The 23329-nt window shown below is 63.7% G+C and carries 18 protein-coding genes and 2 pseudogenes; 14 read left to right on the top strand and 6 right to left on the bottom strand.

Annotation, left to right across the window (positions count from 1 at the left end; all coding sequences use genetic code 11):
• Positions 1-9 precede the first annotated feature (9 nt).
• From QP164_RS13265 to QP164_RS13240, 6 genes and pseudogenes are all read left to right on the top strand, one after another.
• Entirely contained in the window at positions 10-537 is a 528-nt protein-coding gene (locus QP164_RS13265; protein WP_333923440.1) for a sugar O-acetyltransferase, read from the top strand.
• Positions 538-729: 192 nt separating this feature from the next.
• Positions 730-1560 carry a 23S rRNA (adenine(2030)-N(6))-methyltransferase RlmJ gene (locus QP164_RS13260; RefSeq protein WP_333923439.1) on the top strand — a complete coding sequence of 277 codons (831 nt, stop codon included), beginning with the start codon at positions 730-732 and terminating at the stop codon, positions 1558-1560.
• Positions 1561-2239: 679 nt separating this feature from the next.
• Positions 2240-3456, top strand: a pseudogene (locus QP164_RS13255) (diguanylate cyclase domain-containing protein); the annotation flags it as partial.
• 117 nt (positions 3457-3573) lie between these two features.
• Positions 3574-4380, top strand: a complete 807-nt coding sequence (locus QP164_RS13250) for a putative bifunctional diguanylate cyclase/phosphodiesterase (RefSeq protein WP_333923437.1) — start codon at positions 3574-3576, stop codon at positions 4378-4380.
• Between the two features lie 921 nt (positions 4381-5301).
• Complete coding sequence (locus tag QP164_RS13245) at positions 5302-5529, top strand: hypothetical protein (protein WP_333923436.1); 228 nt, start codon at positions 5302-5304, stop codon at positions 5527-5529.
• Positions 5526-6302 carry a metallophosphoesterase family protein gene (locus QP164_RS13240; RefSeq protein WP_333923435.1) on the top strand — a complete coding sequence of 259 codons (777 nt, stop codon included), beginning with the start codon at positions 5526-5528 and terminating at the stop codon, positions 6300-6302. Before QP164_RS13245 ends, QP164_RS13240 begins: the two co-directional genes overlap by 4 nt.
• 72 nt (positions 6303-6374) lie before the next feature.
• On the opposite strand, the gene QP164_RS13235 is transcribed toward QP164_RS13240, so the two are convergent.
• Positions 6375-7853, bottom strand: coding sequence for a PAS domain-containing protein (locus tag QP164_RS13235; protein ID WP_333923434.1), 1479 nt, complete (start codon positions 7851-7853; stop codon positions 6375-6377).
• A gap of 170 nt (positions 7854-8023) precedes the next feature.
• Between QP164_RS13235 and QP164_RS13230 the strand changes: the two genes are divergently transcribed.
• The 3 genes from QP164_RS13230 to QP164_RS13220 all read left to right on the top strand — a co-directional run bounded on the left by QP164_RS13230 (position 8024) and on the right by QP164_RS13220 (position 10148).
• Complete coding sequence (locus QP164_RS13230; RefSeq protein ID WP_093400148.1) at positions 8024-8293, top strand: GlsB/YeaQ/YmgE family stress response membrane protein; 270 nt, start codon at positions 8024-8026, stop codon at positions 8291-8293.
• 719 nt (positions 8294-9012) lie between these two features.
• Positions 9013-9516 carry a TIGR02594 family protein gene (locus QP164_RS13225; protein WP_333923433.1) on the top strand — a complete coding sequence of 168 codons (504 nt, stop codon included), beginning with the start codon at positions 9013-9015 and terminating at the stop codon, positions 9514-9516.
• A 113-nt stretch (positions 9517-9629) separates the two neighbouring features.
• The gene (locus tag QP164_RS13220) at positions 9630-10148 is read left to right on the top strand and encodes a general stress protein (protein WP_333923432.1); all 519 of its coding nucleotides are present in this window, start codon (positions 9630-9632) and stop codon (positions 10146-10148) included.
• 111 nt (positions 10149-10259) lie between these two features.
• Here QP164_RS13220 and QP164_RS13215 read toward each other — a convergent pair whose 3' ends face one another.
• Positions 10260-10598 (bottom strand): HNH endonuclease, encoded by a 339-nt coding sequence (locus QP164_RS13215; RefSeq protein ID WP_333924259.1) that lies wholly within the window; start codon positions 10596-10598, stop codon positions 10260-10262.
• Between the two features lie 133 nt (positions 10599-10731).
• On the opposite strand from QP164_RS13215, the gene asd reads away from it, so the two are divergent.
• Positions 10732-11583: an archaetidylserine decarboxylase gene (asd, locus tag QP164_RS13210; protein ID WP_333923431.1), complete on the top strand. Its 852-nt coding sequence runs from the start codon at positions 10732-10734 to the stop codon at positions 11581-11583.
• A gap of 25 nt (positions 11584-11608) precedes the next feature.
• Here asd and QP164_RS13205 read toward each other — a convergent pair whose 3' ends face one another.
• Positions 11609-12271 (bottom strand): Fe2+-dependent dioxygenase, encoded by a 663-nt coding sequence (locus QP164_RS13205; protein ID WP_333923430.1) that lies wholly within the window; start codon positions 12269-12271, stop codon positions 11609-11611.
• Positions 12272-12356: 85 nt separating this feature from the next.
• Positions 12357-12770, bottom strand: coding sequence for a hypothetical protein (locus tag QP164_RS13200; RefSeq protein WP_333923429.1), 414 nt, complete (start codon positions 12768-12770; stop codon positions 12357-12359).
• Between the two features lie 25 nt (positions 12771-12795).
• Here QP164_RS13200 and QP164_RS13195 point away from each other — a divergent pair, with 25 nt between their 5' ends.
• From QP164_RS13195 to QP164_RS13180, 4 genes are all read left to right on the top strand, one after another.
• The gene (locus QP164_RS13195; protein WP_333923428.1) at positions 12796-13980 is read left to right on the top strand and encodes a cytochrome c; all 1185 of its coding nucleotides are present in this window, start codon (positions 12796-12798) and stop codon (positions 13978-13980) included.
• On the top strand, positions 13977-14468 hold the full coding sequence (locus QP164_RS13190) for a (2Fe-2S)-binding protein (RefSeq protein ID WP_333923427.1): 492 nt from the start codon (positions 13977-13979) through the stop codon (positions 14466-14468). Before QP164_RS13195 ends, QP164_RS13190 begins: the two co-directional genes overlap by 4 nt.
• Positions 14465-16687, top strand: coding sequence for a molybdopterin cofactor-binding domain-containing protein (locus QP164_RS13185; protein ID WP_333923426.1), 2223 nt, complete (start codon positions 14465-14467; stop codon positions 16685-16687). Before QP164_RS13190 ends, QP164_RS13185 begins: the two co-directional genes overlap by 4 nt.
• A 700-nt stretch (positions 16688-17387) precedes the next feature.
• On the top strand, positions 17388-18410 hold the full coding sequence (locus QP164_RS13180; RefSeq protein ID WP_333923425.1) for an acetamidase/formamidase family protein: 1023 nt from the start codon (positions 17388-17390) through the stop codon (positions 18408-18410).
• On the opposite strand, the pseudogene QP164_RS13175 reads toward QP164_RS13180, so the two are convergent.
• Positions 18407-20229, bottom strand: a pseudogene (locus QP164_RS13175) (DUF885 domain-containing protein). The gene QP164_RS13180 and the pseudogene QP164_RS13175 overlap by 4 nt on opposite strands.
• Positions 20230-20732: 503 nt before the next feature.
• Positions 20733-22958, bottom strand: a complete 2226-nt coding sequence (gene katG, locus QP164_RS13170; RefSeq protein ID WP_435368405.1) for a catalase/peroxidase HPI — start codon at positions 22956-22958, stop codon at positions 20733-20735.
• Positions 22959-23329: the final 371 nt, after the last annotated feature.

Genomic DNA, 23329 nt, shown 5'->3' with positions numbered 1-23329 from the left:
AAGGAACGGATGCTGGCGGGCCAGCTCTACGTCGCCGATGATCCGGAGCTCGTCGCGGACGCGGCGCGCGCCGCCGAGTGGCTCGACCGCTACAACCGCGCATCGACGGCGACCGCGGCGGAGCGCCATCCGCTGTTGGTTGAAGGGCTTGGTCACGCGGGGCGCGGAGCGACGATCCGAGCGCCGTTCCATTGCGACTACGGCTATAACATTCATCTGGGCGAGGGCGTGTTTCTCAATTTCGGATGCACGGTGCTCGATGTGGTGCCGGTACAGATCGGTGCGGGCACGCAGATCGGTCCGGGAGTGCAGATTCTCACCGCCGATCATCCGCGCGATCCGGTTCAGCGTGGCCAAATGCGCGAGTTCGGGCGGTCCGTCACCATCGGTAGAAACGTCTGGATAGGCGGTGCGGCGCTGATCCTGCCTGGCATCACCGTGGGGGACAACGCGATCGTCGGCGCAGGCAGTGTCGTGACGCGCGATGTTCCCGCTGGCGTGACCGTGGCGGGCAATCCCGCTCGCCTGCTGAAATAGCGTCCGGTGACTCACGCACGCTAGCTTTTGCACGGATCGGAATGAGCGTCCGAAGTAGGGAAACGCAAAGGGTCCTACGAACGTCTGCAATCGGGTCACTCCTAGCACCCGATCGGCGGCTTCGGTCGCCTTGCGCTTGGCAACCGTGTCCAGCAGCACGATAAAGGTAGATCGTCAGAATTTTGGGTCGCAATGAATTATCGCCATTCCTTCCATGCCGGCAACAGCGCCGATGTCGTAAAACACAGCCTATTGATCGCTCTCGTGCGGGCCTTGCAGCAAAAACCGGGCGCACTGACGCTGATCGACACGCATGCCGGCTGCGGGTTGTACGACCTTGAGGGCGAGGACGCCCAGCGCACCGGCGAGTCCACGCAGGGCGTACTGCGGGCCTTTGCCGACCCGAACCCGTTGCTGGACGACTACCGTGCCGTCGTACAGGCGGTGAACGTCGGGGCCGAGCTGCACGTCTACCCAGGCTCGCCGCGGATCCTGGCGCAGCGTCTGCGCCCACAGGATTTCCTGATCCTGAACGAAAAACATCCCGCAGATGCCTATACCCTGCGCGGCGTGATGCGCGACACATCCGCTGCCGTGCACGAGCGCGACGCCTATGAGCTTTGGCTGGCGATGGTGCCGCCGCGAACTGCGCGCGGCGTAGTGGTCGTCGACCCGCCATACGAGCAACTCGATGAGCGCGAACGGATCACAGCCACCCTTGCCGCCGCTCACCGCAAATGGGCGCATGGCGTGACGGTGATCTGGTTTCCGCTGAAAGACCGTGCCACGCATTGGCGATGGAAGGCGCAGTTGCGCAAGCTCGGCATCCCGAAACTGCTGGGAGTGGAGCATTGGTTGTACGATGACGATCAGCCCGGCATCTATAATGGCGCTGGCCTTTTTATCGTCAACCCGCCCTACGCCTTCATGCAGGCGCTGCCACCTCTTCTGGAAGCTCTGCGCGCTGTGCTGGCACCGGAGGGGCATAAGGGCGAGATTACAGCCGATTGGTTGGGTGGCTGACGTAAAACTTGCGTCGTCGCCTTCTCCCGAAGGAGAAATGGCCGCGCTGCAGGTTTCAAGCAGAGCATCTCGCCAGACTTGATCGCTGTCGGCGGTTGTCCGGTGATCGTCGCCACCTGTGCTTCGCATTCACCGGGACCTCTACGATCCTAAGACGACCCGTATATGCGTCTCCCCACGGCCACTACGCCACACAAATTCGTCGCTCGACATAGTGCGATCAATTGCGGATGTCCGAAGACAGGGCGAATCTGATCGCTTTAACGGGGGTGTCGTGAAAGAATACAAGGTCATGTCCCAAAAGGACAAGTGGTTCAGTTCGAAGTTTGACCCTGAAAACTCATCGCCCATCCATTCGCGGACGAGATTATCGTTGATGAAGTGAAGCCGTTCCGTTTCGCTGAACGGGACGGCAAGATGACGGAGCTTGTGAAGGCCATGGTCGGAGATAGCTGACGATCGCGCCTGATTACCCCAACTAGAGCAATTATTGCCCGTTTTGGTTCAGTTACCATTCGTTAGGCGTGACCGTCGATCAGTGGGGCACGTGCGACGATGCGCGGCATCGGAGGGGCGAGGGTTGGATCAGCTCGGACATCAAGAATTTCGGTCCCATGACGACCGGGATGCACCTGGAGATCCTTTCGCCGAAGCGGTCCTTGCCGCGGAGGAAGCGGCGATGGGCGTTGCCGGTCAGCCGTCGACCGGTAGCCTCGATGAGGATGACGAAGACGCGCGTTACGCCGTGGCGCTTAGTCCCCAGATCAACTGGACCGCGGCACCGGACGGGAGCATCGAACGCGTCAGCCCCCGATGGGCCGAGATGACGGGCGCAGAACCATCGGCCGCTTTGGGGGATCAGTGGCTCAAAAGGCTTCATCCCGACGATGCGACGGATACGGCGAAGGCCTGGAGGACGTCGGTCAGAACCAAGCTACCGATCGACATCGAGTATCGGTTGAAGACGTGCAACGCCGAATATCGATGGGTCCGTTCGCGTGCAGTGGCCCGGCTCGATAATGCAGGTCGGGTCGTGCGCTGGTACGGGACGCTGGAGGACGTTCATGACCGCAAGTTGGCGGAGCAGGCCCTGCGCGACAGCGAAGAGCGTTTCCGCCTCGCGGCGCAGGCCGCCGGTCTTGGCATCTGGGACTATAATGCATCGCACGACCGGCGTGAGTGGTCAGACGAGTTCAAGGCCATGCTGGGCCTGCCGATCGATGCCACACCGTCCATCGATACCGCGTTGTCCTGCGTCGTGCCAGACGACCGACCCAAGCTGCTGACGTTGATCGGCGCGGTTCGTGCCGGCCATAGCGGACACCGGTTCGAGACGATGGTCCGGATCCGGCGCGCCGACACGGGTGCCGAGCGGTGGATGAAGACGGCCGGGTGGCGGATCGAAGCCCCATTGGGCAGGCTGCACCGCGTTCTCGTGACGGTGCGCGACGTGACCGAGGAACGAAACGTCGAAGACCGGATCAGATGGACGGCGGAGCACGACGGGATGACGCGCCTGCCCAATCGTACGGCGTTCGTGGGGCGGTTGGAGAGCGCCATCGCCACCGCCGCGAGGGATCATACGCATGTTGCTCTGGTGTTGTTCGACGTCGATCATCTGAAGGAAACCAACGACACGATCGGGCACGACGCGGGCGACCTGCTTCTGCAGACCCTGGCCGACCGGCTGACGACTTTTTTGGCAAGCGCGGTGCCATCGGCAGGCTTGGCGGCGACGAATTCGCCGTCATTCTCGAACGAGCCGACGAGGATACCCTCGTCGTCGAGGTCCAGACCGCGCTCGATGCGCTCCGTGAGCCCCTTACCTATGAAGGGCGCATCGTCGATTGCCAGGCTACGGCGGGCGGATCGGTGTACCCCCAGGATGGCGCCAGCGCCGCAGATTTGCTCAAGGCCGCCGACATCGCGCTATACGCGGGGAAGGAGCGCAACCGTGGTGGGTTTCTGCCCTTCCGAGCGGCGATGCGCGCCGACCTCCAGAGACGGTCCTCGATGATCAGCGTCGCCCGCGATGCCGCTCGGGATAACCGGATCATGCCCTATTACCAGCCGAAGGTCTCGCTGAAGGACGACGCCGTTTGTGGTTTCGAGGCGCTCCTGCGCTGGCATCACCCGACGCTGGGTGTGCAAGCGCCCGGAACCATCGCCGCCGCATTCGAGGATCTCGATCTGGCCACCGGTATCAGCGAACGCATGTTCGCCCAAATCATCCAGGACATGCGTCGTTGGCTCGACGACGGCGTTGAGTTCGGGCGCATCGCGGTCAATCTTTCGCCTGCCGAGTTCCGCCACGAATCCCTCGTTTCACGGATTCTGGAGCGGCTACACCGCTCGGGAATAGCGACCTCGCGTCTCGAGCTCGAGGTCACCGAAACGGTATTCCTCGGTCGCGGCGCGGACTCCGTCGCGGAGGCACTGAACGTCTTCAGTCGTGAAGGCGTGAAGATCGCACTCGACGATTTCGGCACCGGGTACGCATCGCTTACGCATCTCAAAGCTTTTCCCGTCGACATCATCAAGATCGACCGCAGCTTCGTCAGCAATCTGGATACGGATCCCGACGATGCCGCGATCATCGACGCGGTCGTCGGGCTTGGTCACAAATTGGGCATGGAGGTCGTGGCGGAGGGCATCGAGACCAATGTTCAGGCGCGCTACCTGCTCGACCGCGGATGTGACTACGGACAAGGCTATCTGTTCGGAAAGGCCGGTCCCGCTGCCACGGTACCATTCATCTTGGCGGGCCAACGCGTCCATGGCGGACAAGAGCCAACGGGCAACGCCGCAGTTCGCGGCTAGGCATCGGTGGAGCGCATGCGCGCCCACCCGAGCCTATCCCCCTGCGCTTGTGTCACCTCGGCTCCACCCAGCGACGACGTTCGGCGCGCTGTCGGAACGCAACCAGATTGACGATCATGAACTTCGCATAACAATTATGTTCAGACGGTGTGCCAAACGATTTGGATAGTCTCCTCGTTTAGGAGACTGGGAATGCTGAAAATCGCACTGATCATCGTGTTGGTCATATGGGGTGGGTCGTTCGCCATAGCCGGTATGATGTTCATCACGAGTAGCCTGTCGAAGCGTTTGCGCAATCGCGTCGGCCCTTAACGGCGGCAAGGTCGCGATTAGCCCGCCGTTCATATTGCCGCGGCAATACGCCGCCGACCGACACATCGATACCGAGGGTGAAACAATGGAGCACGAAACCCGGGAATCGGTATTCGCGACGCGACGGAGCGGCGTGGCGCGCGATCTCGACGCAATTTTCACCGACCGACGCGACACGCCGCGATCGACCAGCATCGTCAAGATCGTGAAGACGCGGCGGCGGCGGGGAGTGATGCCGGCGGTCATCGGCATTGGCGTACTTGTGCTGGCGGGCGCATCGGCGGGGCTGGCGCTATTCGTAGGCGACGTGTCTCCCACCCGGCCTACGACAGTGGCGCAAAAACCTCAACCGTGCGTAAGACCGCTCTCGTCCCGCGTCCGCCAGTAACCCTTCCTGATCCGATACAGGCGTCTGCAGATACGACGTCGGCGTCATCGGTCTCTCCGCCGACGGTGGTCGCATCGACCTCTAAGACATTGCCCTCCCCTCGCAAAACCGAGGTTCAAGTCGAGCGATCCGGGTTGGGCGCTCGATCCGATAATGTCCGGCGCCCGCCTCCGTCGGCTGACAATTGTGATGATCTGCCAGACGACGAGCGTGCATGGTGCATGCGCCCAAGCCTGTTGGCGGCGCATCGTCAGCTCCTCACGACCTATGAAGCGGCGCGTCGTGCCGGCGTCGATAGCGAGGCTTTGGCGCGCGTTCAGAGGCGCTGGACCAATTTGCAGCGACGCGCATCTGACCGCCCGGACGCTACTCTGGACCGCTACCGCGACTTGCGGCTGCAGCTTCTCGATCTCATTGAAGAGCGGCAATCGACGGGGAATGACTGGTGACATCGGCAGCTATTTTGTCTCCTGGCACGCCTCCCATCATCGGCAGTGTCGACGGCCAAATCATATATGCGATTGGTGACATCCACGGCTGCTACGAATTGCTCCGTTCGTTGCTGACAAAGATTGCTCAAGACGTTGCAACGCGAAGCGATACGGCCGCCCCAATCCTGATTTTTTGTGGCGACTATGTCGATCGCGGCCCCGACTCCGCGCGCGTCCTCGACGCGCTTTGCTGGCTGAAGCGTCATGCACCGTATGATGTGCGCTTTCTCAAGGGCAATCACGAGGCTGTGATGCTCGACTATGTTCGAGATCCGGAGCAAGCGCGCGACTGGATGCGGTTCGGGGGCGTGGAAACGCTACAGTCCTATGGCGTCGAACCACCGTGCGCCACGGTCGACGTCTTAGAGCATCTGCGCGCGCGCGACGATCTGCTCGAGCGCTTGCCGGTCGCCCATCTGCACTTTTTGGAACAGCTCGACCTGATGTTGACGGTTGGCGACTACGCCTTCGTACATGCCGGTATCGTGCCGGGTATGCCGCTTGCGGAGCAATCCGAAGCCGACCTGTTATGGATCAGGGACGAGTTTCTCGGTTCGCCGAACCGCCATGAGAAGATCGTGGTCCATGGGCATACCTGGACGAGCAGCAGTCCCGAACACCGCGCCAATCGGATCGGCATCGATACCGGGGCCTATGAAACCGGCGTCCTTACCTGCGTAAAGCTTGAGAACGGGACCGTGACGTTCTTGTCGGTGAGCGATGCGGATTGAGGACCTGCTCGGCAGTATGAGGCCCGAACCGTCGGCACCGCATCTCAGACCGCATCTTCCACGTCGTGCACCTTATGAGGGGCCGACGCCGCGTTCATGTGCCCAGACGATCGCGGCGCTGCGCCGGTTGACGCCGATCTTCGCGTAAAGCCGCGCGACATGGTTGCGGACCGTGTTGCGCGACAGGCCGAGCCGTTCCGAGATCGCCGCGTCGTCGAGATCCTGGCAGATCAGCTCAAGCACCTCGCGCTCGCGCTTGCTGAGATCAGCCGTGGGGGCCGCGGACCCGGTCGCGCCGCGCGGATTCCGCAAGGTCGCCAGCTTGTCCATGATCGACCGGCTGAGCCAGTTGGCGTCCTTCATCACCGTGTCGATCGCCTCGACGAGTTCCAACTCGTCGCGTCGTCGAGCCGAGATGTCCTGATACAGCCAAAGCACGCACGGCGTTCCGTCGACGCTGATCCGTTCGGCGGACACAAGGCAGTCGAGCGCCTCGCCAGCCTTGTGCAGCAGTTGCACGTCGCGACTGCGGAAGCCGCCATGCTCGCCGATCTCGGTTTCGAGTTGCTGGCGCTGCGCGGCATCGTTCCAGAGTTGCAGGTCGTCGGCGATGCGGCCGATCACCGCGTGGTCGGTGTAGCCGGTCAACGCCTTGAACGCCGCGTTGACCTGGACGATGCGGTTGTCGTCGCCTTCGGTCACGACCATCGCGACCGGCGCCATCTCGAACACCGAGGCGAAGTGGCGCTCGCTTGCCTTCAGCGCATGTTCCGCGCGCCGTCGCGGTTCGAGATCGGCGAAGGTGAACAACAGGCAGTCCTGGTTGGCGACCTCGATCGGTTGCCCCGCAAGGATGACCAGCGTCGTCTCGCCGCCGGCGAGCGGCAGTTCGGCTTCGAGCTGCGGGATCGTCTTGCCCGCCGCGACGCATTCCTTGACGAACGCCTTGCGCTCGACCTCCGCCAGGAAGTCGAAATCGAACAGCGTCTTGCCGACGATCTGGTCGCGCGCATAGCCCGACAGGTCGAGGAAACCCTGGTTGACCAGTACATAGCGCTGGTCGGCGACGCGGATGATCAGTGCGGGGGCGGGGTTGGCGTGGAACATCGCCTCGAACCGGTCCTCCGCGTCGAACCGTTCGGAGACGTCGTTGATGACGAGGCCCAGGCAATCGGGCTCGCCGCCATCCTCGTCCATGACGATGTCGCGGACCTGATGGACCCAGCGCGGCTCGTCGGCGTCGACCGGCGCGACCTCGACGATCAGATCGGGAAAGCTCTCGCCTGCGAGCAGCCGCATCAGCGGATAGTCGCGCCGTGGCAGCTTGCGGTGATCCCGGTAGCGTAGCCGGAACCGCGTGGCATACTCATCCGCGGTCTGCCCGAGATCCTCGACCGCGCGCACCCCGTGCATCTTCAGCGCGGCCGGGTTCGCGCTGAGGATGATCCCGGTCGGATCCATCAGGATCACACCCTCGAGCAGTCCGGTCATCAGCTGTTCGAGATGGTGCAGGGTGGGGGCGTGCAGCGATTTCGCGGGCATCTTGGTCATCCCGGTTCAGCGCCGTGGAGGGCTCCTGGTTCCAGTCACACCGGCATTAATCTACCAATGGTCCCGGTACTTGAGCACCAATTTCGAATTTGCCGAAAACCGCGCGAACTGAACGGATCGGGCGCCGCGACCGTTGAGCATTTGTACCAATATCGAACAGGAGCCTCATCATGAACCTCATTATCCTTCTCGTCGTCGGCGGACTCATCGGCTGGGTCGCCAGCATGATCATGCGGACCGACGCGCAGCAGGGCGTCTTCCTCAACGTCGTCGTCGGCATCGTCGGCGCGTTGCTTGCCGGCTTCCTGATCACGCCGCTCATCGGTGGCGCTTCGATCATGGACGGCGCGCTCAACATCCAGTCGATCCTGATCTCGCTGGTGGGCGCGGTGATCCTGCTTGCGATCGTCAACATGTTTCGTCGCGGTACGGTTCGCTGAGCGAACGGGAGGGCGTCGCGCTGGCGTCGCCCTCCCACATCCAGATCGGTACGTAAGAACATTGCATGAACATCGATCTGATGCGATTGGTGGGCCAATGATTCGAAGGACGCGAAATGACCGATCACGATGACGACCAGCAGGAGCCGAAACCGGCGTTCGGCGAGTGGCTTGTGACGCAGAAGGACCGAAGCGATCTTGTCGGTCAACTCTCTGTGGCCGCACTCGCCGACCGCCGCTTCCCCGAAATGGGGATCCCGAAGCGGTGCGGAAGCATCTCAGCGCCATGCAGGCCGAGGGCGACATGTTCGCCGCGGTCGACGATGCTGAGTCCGATTGGTTATCCGTTTAATGCAGGACGCATGGGAGCAGGCCTTCGCCTTGATGGCCGATCACGGACAGATGGGCGCGTGCGAGATCGTCGCGTCCGGTATGCAGAAAACGCCTCCCGGGCGGCCGGAGCAATACCGGCAATGGGAAGTGCTGGCAGACTGCCTGAACGCTGTGGCTGATGCCAGTCGGACGCGGCACTGATGCGCCGGATGGCGTGATGATCGGACCTTGCACCATCGACGGCCCTCTCGAACACGGTGACGCGCGTCCATGATCAGTGCGGTTGTGGCGACGATGGGGCCGCTGATGGAACGGATGGTCTAGCGCCGCGCGTTCAAACGCGACCGCGGGCAGTTCGGCTTGCGTCGGTGTAAGGAGCAAGCGTTTTGGCGACAGAGCCGAGGTGGCTGAAGGCGGCTAGGGCGAAGTTGGGCACAGAAGAGGCTGCCGGTTCAGCGAACAGCGCAACTATTCTAGGCTGGGCGAAGCGGCTCGGCACGAAAGTGCTGGGCATGGTCTACAACGCCGATAGCGTTCCGTGGTGCGGCATATTCGTCGCCTACTGCCTTCAGGAAGACGGTATCGAGCCGGTTGCAATCGCGGTTCGCGCGACGTCGTGGTCGACATGGGGGCAGGCGCTTCGTCCGGAACGGCTGGCACCGGGCGCGGTGCTGGTGTTCGCGCGTCCGGGCGGTGGTCACGTCGGCTTCTATGTCGGCGAGGACGCCGATGCGTATCATATCCTTGGCGGTAATCAGGGCGATGCAGTCACTGTCGCGAGGGTCGCAAAGGATCGGTGTATCGCGCGGCGGTGGCCGCCCGGCCGCCCGGTCATCGGCAAGCCCGTACAGATGGCTGCGCGCAAGCCGATCTCGACCGACGAAGCCTGATCGCGAGTGTCTATTCTCGGTTACCGCGGCGGTAACCTTCAATATCTGGAACGATCGTCTGTCGACACCGCTTCTATGAGCATCTGCACTCTGAGCCATCGATAGGAATCATCATGAGCACGACCCTCATATCCGCCGTTTTCGATACTCATGCCGACGCAGAGCGCGCGGTATTGGAGCTTCGCAATGCCGGCGTCGAAGATCGCGCCATTTCCATCGTCGCTCAGCACGATGGTAAGACCGCGACTACCGACGGCAACGGCGACACGCAGGAGTTCGCTAGTAAGGTTGCGGCCGGCGCTGGCATCGGGACGCTGCTCGGCATTGCGGCGCTTGCCATCCCGGGTGTCGGCTCCCTGGTTGCCGCTGGCGCGATCGCATCGGCGGCGATTCCTGGTGCTGCGATAACCGGAGCAGCCCTCGGTGGTGCCATCGGGGGGCTTGAGAAAGTGATGACCGATCACGGTGTCAGCCGCGTTGATGCCAGCTATTACGAGGGGCGGATTAACGAGGGTGGCGTGTTCGTGTCCGTCGATACTAGCACTGCCGCGGTGACCCTCGAGGATGCAGCCGAGATCCTGCATCGCTCCGGCGGTCATACCTCCACGCGTACCAAGGTGGCCGCGGCGTAATCGCCAGCGGTCTGGGGGCGCAGGCGCCCCCAAGCACTAAAGTGACGCCCGATCAAAAGGCCTAAGTTCCAAAGCCTGCTGACGGACGCGAACGTCTGGCATGGGGCGCCGTTACGCATTGCGTCGCCGTGTAGGTGCGCGGAAGTCAGGCGCTTTGCCCGCGATCCATCGAAGATATTGCCGTATATCATGGCGCTCACGCAACTTATCCATCGTCGCATAGGTCGAAGCCAGCTCGCGATTCGTCACAAAGGCATGGATGGTACGGTGGCAGATTGGATGTACCGGTACGGTCTGTGTGCCGCCCTCGCTCTTGGGAACAACGTGATGCCGCTCCACGCGTTGTCCGAGCAGCCGCCCGCATAATGCGCAGCCCTCATCTTCTTGCTCTGCTGCGGATCTCGCGGCAGCCTCCGCGAGCCCGGCTATCCTTTTTACGCGACCACCCATGCTCGCCATATGAGGATTTCCCGTTCATATTCGAGGGCGCGCTGGCTTGGGGCTTTCGAGAATATGCTTGATGAGACGCTCACTTAGCGGACATCGACCGTTACCTCCGCCGGCCGATACTCGAGGGTTCAAGATGTCCGATCGCTTTACCGTCCTGCTGCAATATGCCCTGCCAAAGCAGCGCCTGACCCTTCTGGCCGGTAGGATCGCCCGCGCGCGGGGCGGTGCTATGACGACCCGGCTGATCCGCTGGTTCGTCGACAGATACGGGGTCGATATGAGCGAGGCCGAAAACCCCGACATTGCCAGCTACGCAAGCTTCAACGACTTCTTCTCGCGGCCTTTGAGGAAGGGCATTCGGCCGCTGGCCTATGCTGACTTCGTCTGCCCGGTAGACGGCGCGATCAGCCAGGTCGGTGCGATCGACGATCATCACATCGTGCAGGCCAAGGGACATCGGTTCACCACGACCGAACTGATCGGCGGCGACGCCGTGTTAGCAGCGGCGTTCCGTCATGGCAGCTTCGCGAACCTTTATCTGTCGCCGCGTGACTATCACCGTCTCCACATGCCGTGCGCCGGCCGATTGACCCGTATGCGCTACATTCCAGGCAGTCTGTTTTCGGTGAACCCCGTCACGGCGCAAGGTGTGCCCAACCTGTTCGCGCGAAATGAGCGCCTCGTGTGCGTATTCGAGAGTCCGGAGCATGGCACATTCGTCATGGTGCTGGTCGGCGCCACCATCGTCGGCAGCATGGCGACCGTATGGCACGGCATCGTCAATGCCAGGCGTACCGGCACGCCGACGGAATGGCGCTATGCCGATCAGGAGATTGCCCTCGAACAGGGCGAGGAAATGGGGCGCTTCCTGCTTGGCTCGACCATCGTAATGCTATTCCAGCAGGGAACGATCGCCTTTGATGAAAGCTGGGTGCCGGCGCGGCCTGTGCGGCTCGGCGAGCGCATGGGTGACGGCCCGGTTTGATCCTCGAGACCGAGAAAAGTCAGTCTCAATCTTCGGCCCAACGCCTGAGCAGGTTGGACTGGGTTTTCGCCAACAGATCCAGCTCGGGCGTTTTACCGAGGCGATCAAACAACGCGTGCCGCGCCGTTTCCAGATCGAACAACAGTTCGCGCGCATCCGCATCGCGGATCAGGCTGCGTATCCAGGTGACGGCGGCCAGTCTTTCGCCGGATATCACCGGCGCGACGCGGTGAAGCGCGGTCGTTGGATAGACAACCGCATCGCCCGCCGCCAATTTGACATCCTGTTCGCCCGCCGCAGACTCGATCACCAGTTCGCCGCCTTCGTACGTATCGGGGTCGGACAGGAAGATCGTGACTGAAACGTCGGTCCGCATGCCACCCATGATCGCGTCATCGACATGGCTGCCATACGCCATGCCGAGTTCGTAGCGGCTGAATAAGGGAGGGCGAACCACGTGCGGTCGTGTCGCCATCCGGAACAACGGGTTCGCGAGCAACCGATCAACCACCAAGTCCTGCATGTCGGCCAGCAACGGGTCGGCACGGTCGACTTGCTCGTTGCGCTTGACCGGGCGGGCTTCGCGACCGGCAGTCCGGCGCCCATCGACATAGCGCGTCTTGCCGAGATTATCTCGCAACGACCGGAGATTGTCGGCGTCCAGAACGTTGGCAATCATGATCAACATTAGGGTTCTCGTGGCATCGGCATGACGTCGGGCGGGTCCCCTATCAGTCCACGCCCATGCGGCCAACGCGTTGGCGAGTAAGGAATTAGGTATGCGTACGAAATTGTGGATGGGCGTCGGTGCCTTTGTCGTCGCGCAGTCGGGCCAGGCGATCCTGTCCGAAGCAGCAGCCAAACCCCTGGCGCCGTCGGTCGATCAGGTCGGTGAAGGCGGCGAGAACGAGCGCGACGAGGGAGAGGGCGAAGGCGAGGGTCGCCACGTCGTGCGCTCGACCAAATCGCGCCATGTCGTCCGCAATCCCCGTCGCGCGCGTGCCGCACAACACCATGCCCGTCAGCGCGGCGAAGGCGAATATGAGGGCGGCGAAAACGAGGGCGGCGAAGGCGAGGGCGAACGCTGATCGCCGGACATACACCAGGATGACCCGGTCCGGGATCACGCGCAGGGTCATTTGGGCAGTGGCGGCGTTGTGCGTTTGCATCGTCGTCTTCGCGATCATAGCGTACCGGCCAGCAATCGCGACCGTGACGCGGCCCGATCCTCGTCTGTTTGATCCGGCGCTCGTTGCGCAGGGCGCCAATGTCGCGCGGTTGGGCAATTGCGTCAGTTGCCATCAGTCTGCAGGCGGGCGTCCCTATGCCGGCGGGTATCCGGTCAAGACGCCGTTCGGAACGATCTACGGCAGTAATATCACACCCGATCCCGCGACCGGGATCGGCGCCTGGTCACCGGCAGCGTTCCGACGCGCGATGCGTGAGGGCGTCGGGCGTGACGGCAGCCATCTGTACCCGGCCTTTCCCTACACCCATTATGCGAATGTGACGGACGGCGACCTGAGCGCGCTGTACGCGTTTCTGATGACCCGACCGGCCGTGCGGTCGGTTCCACCCGCCAACACGATGATTCCGCCGCTTGGATTTCGGCCATTGCTTGCCGGGTGGAAGCTGCTGTTCTTCCGAGGAGAGCCGATTACGACCTATCCCCGCCAATCGACCGCCTGGAACCGGGGGCGCTATATCGGTGAAACGCTGGCGCATTGCACCGCCTGCCACAGTCCGCGTGGCCTGTTGCAGCAGGAGAAGCGCGGCGCGCAGGCGTATGACGGCGGGTGGTCGGGTGGCTGGTATGCACCCCCGATCAACGCGCACTCGCCTGCGGTACGGGCATGGACGGTCGAGCGACTCGAGGCCTATCTCCGTACCGGGCTAAGTACTGCGCATGCCGCTGCGGCGGGGCCGATGGGATCGGCAACCTATAATCTGGCCCGTGCAGCGCCGGCCGATGTCCGCGCGCTCGCGACCTATTATGCGTGGAGGATGCGCGATGCGCCTGCTGCACGGTTCGAGCGGCTGCTGCCCGATCGTCGCGCCTTGGCGTCGCAGCGTCATCCGGACGGCGCGCGGCTCTACGAAGGGGCCTGCGCGGTATGCCACGAGCCGGGCGCGGCGATGATGGTTGCGGGGCGTCCAGCCTTGCCGCTCGGCACACCGCTGCACGAGGACAACCCACGCGACACGATCCAGATAATCCTGAAGGGTCTCCATCCGCCGGTCTCGCCGCGGGGGCCATACATGCCGGCATTCGCCGACGCTCTCGACGACCGGCAAATGTCCGAGATCGTTGCATATCTGCAAATGCGCCACGGCACCGGACCGGCATGGAAGGATTTGGAAAAAGACGTCGCCACGGCGCGCAAGGAGGGCGAATGATCGACCTGACCGTCAATGGCGCGACGACGCGCGTCGATATCGATCCCGCGACCCCGCTGCTCTACGTGCTGCGCGACGATCTGGGACTGCATGCCGCCAAGTTCGGGTGCGGGCTGGGGCAATGTGGGGCGTGCACCGTGCTGGTCGATGACAGGCCGGTGTTCTCCTGCCTGCTTCCCGTCGGCGCGATCGGGACGCGGGAGGTTACGACGGTCGAGGGACTGGGCACGGCCGCAAAACCAGGTGACGTTCAGCGCGCCTTTCTTCACGAACAAGCGGCGCAGTGCGGCTATTGCATCCCCGGCATGATGGCGCGTGCAGAAGCGCTGCTGCGCAAGACGGTGACGCCGACCGAGGATGAGCTGCGGACGGCGATGGCACCCTCGCTGTGTCGGTGTGGGACGCACATGCGGATCCTGCGCGCGGTCCGACGAGCAGCGGTGATGCGCGGCGGCGGCGTGGTCGATGCCGCGGAACCCGTGACGTGAGCGGGGTGGCGTCACGTCGCGACGTGCTGGGTGGTTTGCTGGTTGCATTCTCGCTCGCGCCGGCTGCCGCGCTGGCGCAGACCGGCGGTGGCGAGGGTAGCGGCGGACCGCCGACAATCGCGCCCGACCTGCCGGGGACATTGGCGAAGTTCCCCGATCTCGACGCCTGGATCCGGATCGCGCCGGACGGTCGCGTGACGGTGTTCACGGGCAAGGTCGAACTTGGCACCGGCGTAAAGACAGCGATGGCGCAGCTTGCCGCCGACGAACTCGACGTCGCGATCGAACGGATCGACCTCATTACCGCGGACACCGGCCTGACCCCGAACGAGGGCGTGACCGCGGGCAGTCAGACGCTCGAACAGAGCGGCACCGCGATCGCCAACGCTGCCGCCAACATCCGTCTGCTGCTGGCGGAGACCGCGGCAACGCAATGGGGCGTGCCGGCGACCACGGTATTCACCCGCGACGGCACCGTGCTCGACGGGCAGGGAAGGCGCGTGACTTATGCGGCGCTGGCCGCATCGATCTCGCTGGCGGTGCGCGCGAGAGCAGATGTGCCGCGCAAGCGTCAGGAGGCGCGGCGGCTGATCGGGCAGCCGGTACCGCGCGTCGACCTTCCCGCCAAGTTGACCGGCTTGCCAAGCTATGTGCACGACATGCGGCTGCCCGGCATGGTGCATGCGCGGGTCCTGCGCGGACCATCGTCCGGCACGCAACTGACGCCCGACCTTGCCGCGCTACGTCGGCAACCGGGCGCCGTCAGGGTCGTGCAGCTCGGGCGTTTCGCGGCGATCGTCGGGTCACGCGAATGGCTGCTCGAACAGGCCCTTCGCGTTGCCAATCGCGGCCGCTGGGTGCGTGACGCCGCGGTGCCGGCGCTACCGACGATGCCGGCCGGGTTGCTGACCATGCGGCGGGAAAGCCAGGTGATCGACAACCGCCGCGACGATCCCGGCGCGCGCGGCGTCCAGCGACTGTCTGCGCGCTATGACAGGCCCTATCTGATGCATGGCGCGATCGGGCCGTCCTGTGCGGTAGCGCTGTTTGCCGAGGATCGACTGACGGTGTGGACGCACAGCCAAGGCGTCGAGCCGCTGCGGCAGGCGATCGCCGAACTGCTCGCGATCCCCGCCGACCGCGTCCGGTGCGTCCACCGCGAGGGGGCAGGGTGCTACGGGCATAACGGTGCGGATGATGTCGCCGGGGACGCAGCACTGATCGCTCGCGCTATGCCCGGCGTGCCCGTCCGGCTGCAGTGGAGCCGCGAGCAGGAGCATGGTTGGGAACCGCTCGGCCCGGCGATGCTCGCACAGGTCGATGCGACGCTCGATGCGTCGGGACGGATCGTCGATTGGCGACATCAGGTGTGGAGCAATACGCACAGCACGCGCCCGGTCGCAGCGGGCGACCTTCTCGCCGGCGCCGAAATCATACCGCCGTTCAAACCGACACCGCCGAAACCCATCCCGCAGCCCAATGGCGGCGGCGACCGCAACGCCATTCCACTTTATCGCTTTCCCAACCAGACCATCGTCAGTCATTTCCTGCCCGACATGCCGGTGCGAGTCTCGGCGCTGCGGGGTCTTGGCGCACACCTGAACATTTTCGCACTCGAAAGCTTCATGGACGAGCTCGCGGCGGCGGCGGGACGCGATCCGGTTGCGTTCCGGCTGGCCCATCTGGACGATCCGCGGGCGACCGCCGTGATCCGACGAGCCGCAGCGCGGTTTGGCTGGGCGCGATACCGCGCTACACCCAATCGCGGACGAGGCTTTGCCTTTGCGCGCTACAAGAACCACGGGGCCTATTGCGCAGTCGCGCTGGACGTCGAGCATATCCCCGACGAGGGTCGGCTTATCGTCCACCGCGCCGTCGCTGCCGTGGACAGCGGCGAGGCCGTCAACCCGGACGGTATCCGCAATCAGGTCGAGGGCGGGATCGTCCAGTCGCTGAGTTGGACCGCGTTCGAAGCGGCGGGGCATGACGGTACGCGCCGGACCGACTATGACTGGAGCACCTATCCGATACTCCGGTTTGCCGATGTACCACGCAGCGTGACCGTCGAGGTTGTCGATCGGCCGGGCACGCCGTTCCTCGGTACCGGTGAGTGCGCCCAGGGGCCGACCGCGGCCGCACTGGCGAACGCTCTCGCTTCAGCGACCGGGAAACGTCTGAGAAGTATGCCGTTGACAGGCCGGCTGCCAACGCAGGCTTAAGCCCCTTGGGTGCGTTGGACAGCCATGCATGAACGGCTGAAGTGAAAGGCGGAGAAGCGAGGGTGAATGTCGGAAAGCGGCGCCTCGTGTCGCCAGCCGCGGCCGCGCCGATACTATTCCCTCATTGACGACGGCCAGCATCTCAGACCATCGCCTCGTCCATGACTAAGAGCAAGGGGCGCACCGGTGCGCATGCGCGGGCTAATATCCAGCCTGCACCAACAGCCACCGAACTTGATGCAGCCAAGCGAGAGGTCGCTCAGATTGAAGGGCGGCTTGCCGGCCTGGCGTCCGGGCATCCGTCGGTTAAGATATGGAAGGCCCGTCTTCGTGTCGCTCAGGGCGTGATCGCCCGTGCTCCGCGCGACTGAAAGAGCATTTTCCGATCTATCGCGACGGGTCACCTTCGGTGAAAATGGCCCGCGTGGACGCTGCACGCATTAGCCTCTTGTCCTTGCTCGCGGTGCTAGCGAAGATCGCCCACTAGCACTGGGAGCGTCCATCATGCGTCGTCGATCTTGCGTTGCAGCCTCACCAGAGGACGCATTGCTACTAGCTAGGGGCATGGGCTTAGGGCCTGCGCGGATTGCTGCGGCTGGAATTGCGTCGAGCATCGCATCGGCGGTGCAGCCCGCGTCAATGACGTTGGCGGGCGAGATGCGCGCCCGCAACTGCGCTTTGGCTTATTGAAAGGATGACGATGCGCCACCTGATCCATACTGCCTTGGTTGCTTTAGTCGCTACGGCGGCGCCCGCGGGCGCTGCGACCTACGAACTGAAGGCGACTCCGCAGACGGTCGCCTGGGGGCATTACGATGCGACCGACAAGCCTGTGCTGACGATCCGGTCGGGCGACACGGTGGTGATCCATACGTTGCTGACCAACAGTCCGGCAGGTCTGGAAAAGGCCGGCGTCGCGCCCGCGCAGATCGAACCGGCGCTGCGTGCCGTTTATGACGGCGTCCCGGCCAGCGCACGCGGCCCCGGCGGCCATATCCTGACCGGACCGATCGCGATCGCGGGCTCGGAACCCGGCGACATGCTGGAAGTGCGCATCCGGAAAGTCGATCTGGCGATACCCTATGCCTATAATGCGTTCCGGTACGGGGCGGGGTTCCTGACCGATGATTTTCCCTATGCGCGCATGAAGATCGTCCCGCTCGACACCAAGCGCATGGTCGGCCTGTTCGCGCCCGGCGTCGAAGTGCCACTGGCGCCGTTCTTCGGCAGCATGGGGGTCGCGCCGCCCCCGGCGTTCGGCCGCTACGACAGCGCGCCGCCGACGATCAACGGTGGCAACATGGATGACAAGGCGCTCGTCGCCGGAACGACCTTGTTCCTCCCCGTCTACGCCCCCGGTGCGCTGTTCCAGGTCGGCGACGGCCATGCCGCACAGGGCAATGGCGAGGTCGATATCACTGCACTGGAAACCTCGTTGACCGGTACGTTCGAGTTCGTGCTGCACAAGAAGGCGGCAATCACTTATCCGCGCGCCGAGACGCCCAAGGCCTATATCGCGATGGGCTTCGACGACGATCTAAGCCATGCGACCCGCAAGGCGTTACGCAACATGATCGATTTCCTCGTCGCGGAAAAAGGCATGACGCGCGACGATGCGTACATGCTGATCAGCGTCGCGGGCGATGTCGAAATTACCGAACTCGTCGACCGCAACAAGGGCGTCCACGTCGTCCTGCCCAAAGCACTGTTCACGAAACGCTAGATACCGTGGCTTTCCGTCCCGATCCGCTCGCGTGCGACTTTTTCCAGAACCGTCAGCGGCATCGCGCCCATCGTCAGCAGGCGGTGGAACTGCTTGGGATCCCAATCGGCGCCGGCCTTGAGCTTGGCCTCGTCGCGCAGGCGGACCCACATGGTGTGGCCGATTTTGTAGCTGCACGCCTGCCCGGGCCAGACCGTGTAGCGGTCGATCTCGCCCTGGCTGCGGCCACGCGCGATGCCGGTGGTGGCGATCAGGTAATCGGTCGCTTTCTCCCGGCTCCAGCGCTTGGCGTGCATGCCTGAATCCACGACCAGGCGGGTCGCGCGGAACAGCAGCGACTGGAGATAGCCGACCTGACCCAGCGGGTTTCCGTCGTACACGCCCATCTCGTCGGCAAGCTGTTCGGCGTAGAGTGCCCAACCCTCGGAATACCCGGAATAGAAGCCGCGGCGGCGGATCAGCGGGATGTCCTCGCTCTCCAGTGCCGACATGACCTGGAGATGGTGGCCCGGGATCGCCTCGTGATAGCTCAGCGTCGCTAGGCCGAATTTCGGGCGGTCGAACGTGTCGCGCAGGTTGATGAAATAGATCGCCGACCGCGACCCGTCGAGCGACGCGGACTGGTAATAGCCGCCGGGTGCACCGGCCTGGATATCCTCGGGAACGCGGCGGACCTCGACCGGCGCCCTGGGGAGAACCGCAAATTGCTCGGGCAGGCGCTTCGCCATTGCTGCGATCTGCGCACGGAGTTGCTCCAGCAGGGCTTCACGACCCGGATCGGTGTTGGGGAAGAGCTGATCGGGTCGCGTGTTGAGCGCGACCAGACGCTCGCCGACGCTGCCTTGCGCCATGCCCTGCGTTTTGAGGATGCCGTCGATCCGTGCGCTGATTTCGGCGACCTGCGACAGGCCCAGCGTGTGGATCTCGTCTCCCGTCAGTTGCACCGTGGTCGCGGCGCTCGCGGCTGCTGCATAATACGCGTCACCGTCCGGCAAGCGCCAGACACCCGCATCGTGCGTCGCCGTGCTCCGCAGTTCGGTCACCAGCGCGCGTTGCCGGTCGAGCGCGGGAAACACCTGGTCGCGCATCAGCGCCGCTACCGCCTGGCCGCGCTCGGGGGCAAATTGGCCGCTTTCAGCTTGGCGGCCAGGTCGGTCGCCGGGCCCGACAGGTCGGGCGCCTTGTCGCGCGCCGACGCGAGCTGCTTTAGCGTGGTGTCGAGGATATAGTCCGGCGCGAACACCCCCTTGGCGGCATCCTCGCGCTGACGCTCCGTTTCGGCATCTATCGCGCCCGCAAACGCCAGCACGCGGGCGACATAGGCATCCGCGTCGGCAGCACTGCGGACCGCGTGCTGGTTGGCCAGGAAGTCCGGTACGTCGCGATAGGCGCCCGTCAATTGGGTCAGCACATAGGGCGCATACCGTCCGGCGCTGGCACCATAAGCGTAACGCTGCCCCGCGATCTCGCGGTCCAGGCTGTATTCGACCACGTCGTAATCGAGCTTCGCCGCGTCGCCCAGCGCGTCGCGCGACACTGTCTTCAGCGCGGCCAGCTCTCTCTTTGCCCGCGCGAACTGGCGCTGCTCGCCGGCGCGCGAGGTATCGTCGAGCTTCGATTTAAGCCGGGTCCGCGCACCCGTATCGAGACCGAGCGAGGTCGCCTGTTCGGGGCTCTCGTCCAATCGCGCGTAAAAGAACCGGTCGAGCATCGCCCTCAATTTGACGTCGTCGCGACCCATTGCGGCCCGCGCAATCGCCGGCAGGGCCATCAACGCGGAGGCGAAACCGGCAGACGCGATAAAGTGGCGACGATGCATGAAGGCTCCTGACCGAACAGTACGCGCACCCGAGCGGTGCATGCATGGTCTGGAGGCCATGACCGGATTTGTCGAGCGTGAGCGGCACTCGCCGCGCGACGACTATTGTCGTCCAATCCTGAGACGTCGGCGTGAGGGGCGATCACCACCGCGTCTAAGATCCGAGACCGCGTTTTCAGGCGCTGCGTCTCTTACCGATCAGGGTTGATCAAGGTTCCCTGTCATCGGGGCCATTTCCCTACAGGTATTCCGACAGGGGGCGGTAACGCTTCGCCGCCAAGAACATAGCGTCGCCCGTGGCATTTATGACCGGCTAGTTCGGGCGCAGGTGTTAGTGACGATATTGGCTGTAAGCCTGCCGTTTAGGACGGGGGCTACATGTAATCGAGTTATCAGAGCTCATGTCTTAGTTGCGACAACTATAACATCTGGGAGTGGCGGATAAGCCATGCTTTCTGGAACCTTGTCCAGGCCGGCACGACTTATCCGCACCCCATAAAACCTTACGTCGCCTGGTTGGACGATACAGGCTTGGCTGTGACGTCGAAGCGATCAGCGTTCATGACCTTGACCCACGCCTTGATGAAGTCGCGAACGAACTTCTGCTCGTGACCGTTCTCGGCATAAACTTCGGCCGTCGCGCGGAGCTGCGAGTTCGAACCGAAGACCAAGTCGGTGCGCGTCGCCTGCCACTTCTTCTCGCGGCCGCCACGATCATAGCCGATGAACTTCTCGTCGCTCGACGTGTCGACCAGATCCCAGAACGTGTCGTTGTCGAGCAGGTTGACGAAGAAGTCGTTGGTCAGCTGGCCCTTGCGCTCGGTGAGCACGCCCTCGGGCGCATCGCCGAAGTTCGCACCAAGCACGCGCAGGCCGCCGACCAGCACGGTCATCTCCGGCGCGGACAGCCCGAGCAGCGAAGCCTTGTCGAGCAACAGCTCCTCGGTCTTCACCGGGTGACGCGTCTTCAGGTAGTTGCGGAAGCCATCGGCCTGCGGCTCCATCCACACGAAGCTCTCGACATCGGTCCACTCCTGCGTCGCATCTCCGCGTCCGCCGAGGAACGGCACCGACACGTCGTGACCGGCATCGCGCGCCGCCTTCTCGACCGCTGCCGAACCGGCCAGCACGATCGCATCGGCCAGCGACATGTCGCCGCGCAGCTCGTTGAGCTTGGCCAGAACCTTGCTCAGCTGCTCTGGCTCGTTGACCGGCCAATCCTTCTGCGGGGCGAGCGCGATGCGTGCACCGTTCGCACCACCGCGGTGGTCCGACCGGCGATAGCTCGATGCCGACGCCCAGGCGGTCTTGACCAGCTGGCCGATCGTCAGCCCGCTCGACAGCACCGCATCCTTGAACGCAGCGGCATCGGCGTCCGACGGCGCGGTGCCTTCGGGAACCGGATCCTGCCAGATCAGCGTCTCTTCCGGAACCTCAGGCCCGAGGTAACGAACGCGCGGACCCATGTCGCGGTGCGTCAGCTTGAACCAAGCGCGCGCGAACGCGTCGTCGAGTGCCGACTGATCGTCCCGGAAACGCAGCGCGATCTCGCGGAACTCGGGGTCCATCTTCAGCGCCATGTCGGCGGTGGTCATCATCGTCGGCACGCGCTTGTTGGGATCGCGTGCGTCGGGTGCCATGTCCTCGGGTGCCGGGTTGACCGGCTGCCACTGCTTTGCGCCGGCCGGGCTCTCGGTCAGCTCATAGTCGTACTTGAACAGCAGGCGCAGGTAATCGCCGGTCCACTTGGTCGGGTTGTTCGACCATGCGCCCTCGATGCCCGAGGTCGTGATGTGGCCCTGGCCGATCTCCTCGCTATCGGTCAGCCAGCCGAGACCCTGCATATGCACGGATTCGGAAGACGGGGCCTTGAAATGCGGTGCCGGCTTGGCGCCGTGCGCCTTACCGAACGCGTGGCCGCCCGCGGTCAGCGCAACGGTTTCCTCGGAGTTCATCGCCATCCGCTGGAACGTCGCCTTCATATCGCGCGCCGACAGGAGGGGGTTCGGATCGCCACCCGGACCCTCGGGATTGACGTAGATCAGCCCCATCTGGATCGCGGCAAGCGGGCCTTCCAGCTCCGGCATGTCTTCGCTGATACGCGTCTGTGCACCCTCATTGACCCACAGCTCTTCGGCACCCCAGAACGTATCGCCCTCGGAGGCGAAGACGTCCTTGCGGCCGCCGGCGAAGCCGAAGACCGGTCCGCCCATGCTCTCGATCGCGACGTTGCCGGCGAGGATGAACAGATCGGCCCAGCTGATGTTCTTGCCGTACTTCTGCTTGAGCGGCCACAACAGGCGGCGTGCCTTGTCGAGGTTGCCGTTGTCCGGCCACGAGTTGAGCGGCTCGAAACGCTGTTGCCCTGACGACGACCCACCACGGCCGTCAGTCACCCGGTAGGTGCCGGCAGCGTGCCACGCCATGCGGATCATGAACGGACCGTAGTGACCATAGTCGGCAGGCCACCAGGCCTTGCTGTCAGTCATCAGCGCGGTCAGGTCCGCCTTCAGCGCGGCATAGTCGAGCTGCTGGAACGCCTTGGCATAATCGAACTCTTCGCCCATCGGATCGGGGGAGACGCCGTGTTGGTGCAGCATGTCGATCGGCAGCGCATCGGGCCACCAATCCTTGTTCGTACGACCCAGCAGCGAACGGGCCTTCACCTCGCCGCCGCCGTTGGGGCCCATTGGGCAACCGCTGCTCTTGGGCTGTTCGTAATCGGCCATCTTGGCGTCCTCTCTCGATGAGTCTTACCGTCTTGCTTTCAAGATGCAGGATCTAAAGGACATTTGTCCAATCGATTATTCGGGCAAGATCGATCACAGCAGTCGATCACAGGGGCTGGGGAGCGCGCTGTCGCTTGGCGCGTACGTCCGCTACGCGCGGAAGCCTATCTGTCGTCGTCGCAGAGTAAGCAATTCTGAGCCGTCTGCACCAACGCCCATCACCGACGGGCGGGCCTTTGAAAGGCCGTAGCGCATGAACTGCCCGTACCATCAGCTTATCGATAGCGTCGTGAAAGCGTGCGGATTCAGACGGGAAGGGGCTGTTGGTGTGACGCTTACCGGATCCGATGCGGCGGAATACATCTGCCTTG

Origin of the sequence: Sphingomonas sp. LR59 (genome assembly GCF_036855945.1) — a bacterium.
Taxonomy (GTDB): Bacteria; Pseudomonadota; Alphaproteobacteria; order Sphingomonadales; family Sphingomonadaceae; genus Sphingomonas.
This window is presented reverse-complemented; position numbering and strand designations above follow the sequence as displayed.

Bases quoted from the DNA above. Each gene is read 5' to 3' on its own strand.
- QP164_RS13265 (WP_333923440.1), top strand. From the start codon at position 10: ATGCTGGCGGGCCAGCTCTACGTCGCCGATGATCCGGAGCTCGTCGCG.
- QP164_RS13230 (WP_093400148.1), top strand. From the start codon at position 8,024: ATGAACCTCATTATCCTTCTCGTCGTCGGCGGACTCATCGGCTGGGTC.
- katG (WP_435368405.1), bottom strand. From the start codon at position 22,958: ATGGCCGATTACGAACAGCCCAAGAGCAGCGGTTGCCCAATGGGCCCC.
- QP164_RS13235 (WP_333923434.1), bottom strand. From the start codon at position 7,853: ATGACCAAGATGCCCGCGAAATCGCTGCACGCCCCCACCCTGCACCAT.
- QP164_RS13200 (WP_333923429.1), bottom strand. From the start codon at position 12,770: ATGATCGCGAAGACGACGATGCAAACGCACAACGCCGCCACTGCCCAA.
- QP164_RS13250 (WP_333923437.1), top strand. From the start codon at position 3,574: ATGATCAGCGTCGCCCGCGATGCCGCTCGGGATAACCGGATCATGCCC.
- QP164_RS13220 (WP_333923432.1), top strand. From the start codon at position 9,630: ATGAGCACGACCCTCATATCCGCCGTTTTCGATACTCATGCCGACGCA.
- QP164_RS13260 (WP_333923439.1), top strand. From the start codon at position 730: ATGAATTATCGCCATTCCTTCCATGCCGGCAACAGCGCCGATGTCGTA.
- QP164_RS13215 (WP_333924259.1), bottom strand. From the start codon at position 10,598: ATGGGTGGTCGCGTAAAAAGGATAGCCGGGCTCGCGGAGGCTGCCGCG.
- asd (WP_333923431.1), top strand. From the start codon at position 10,732: ATGTCCGATCGCTTTACCGTCCTGCTGCAATATGCCCTGCCAAAGCAG.
- QP164_RS13205 (WP_333923430.1), bottom strand. From the start codon at position 12,271: ATGTTGATCATGATTGCCAACGTTCTGGACGCCGACAATCTCCGGTCG.
- QP164_RS13190 (WP_333923427.1), top strand. From the start codon at position 13,977: ATGATCGACCTGACCGTCAATGGCGCGACGACGCGCGTCGATATCGAT.
- QP164_RS13180 (WP_333923425.1), top strand. From the start codon at position 17,388: ATGCGCCACCTGATCCATACTGCCTTGGTTGCTTTAGTCGCTACGGCG.
- QP164_RS13245 (WP_333923436.1), top strand. From the start codon at position 5,302: ATGCGCCCAAGCCTGTTGGCGGCGCATCGTCAGCTCCTCACGACCTAT.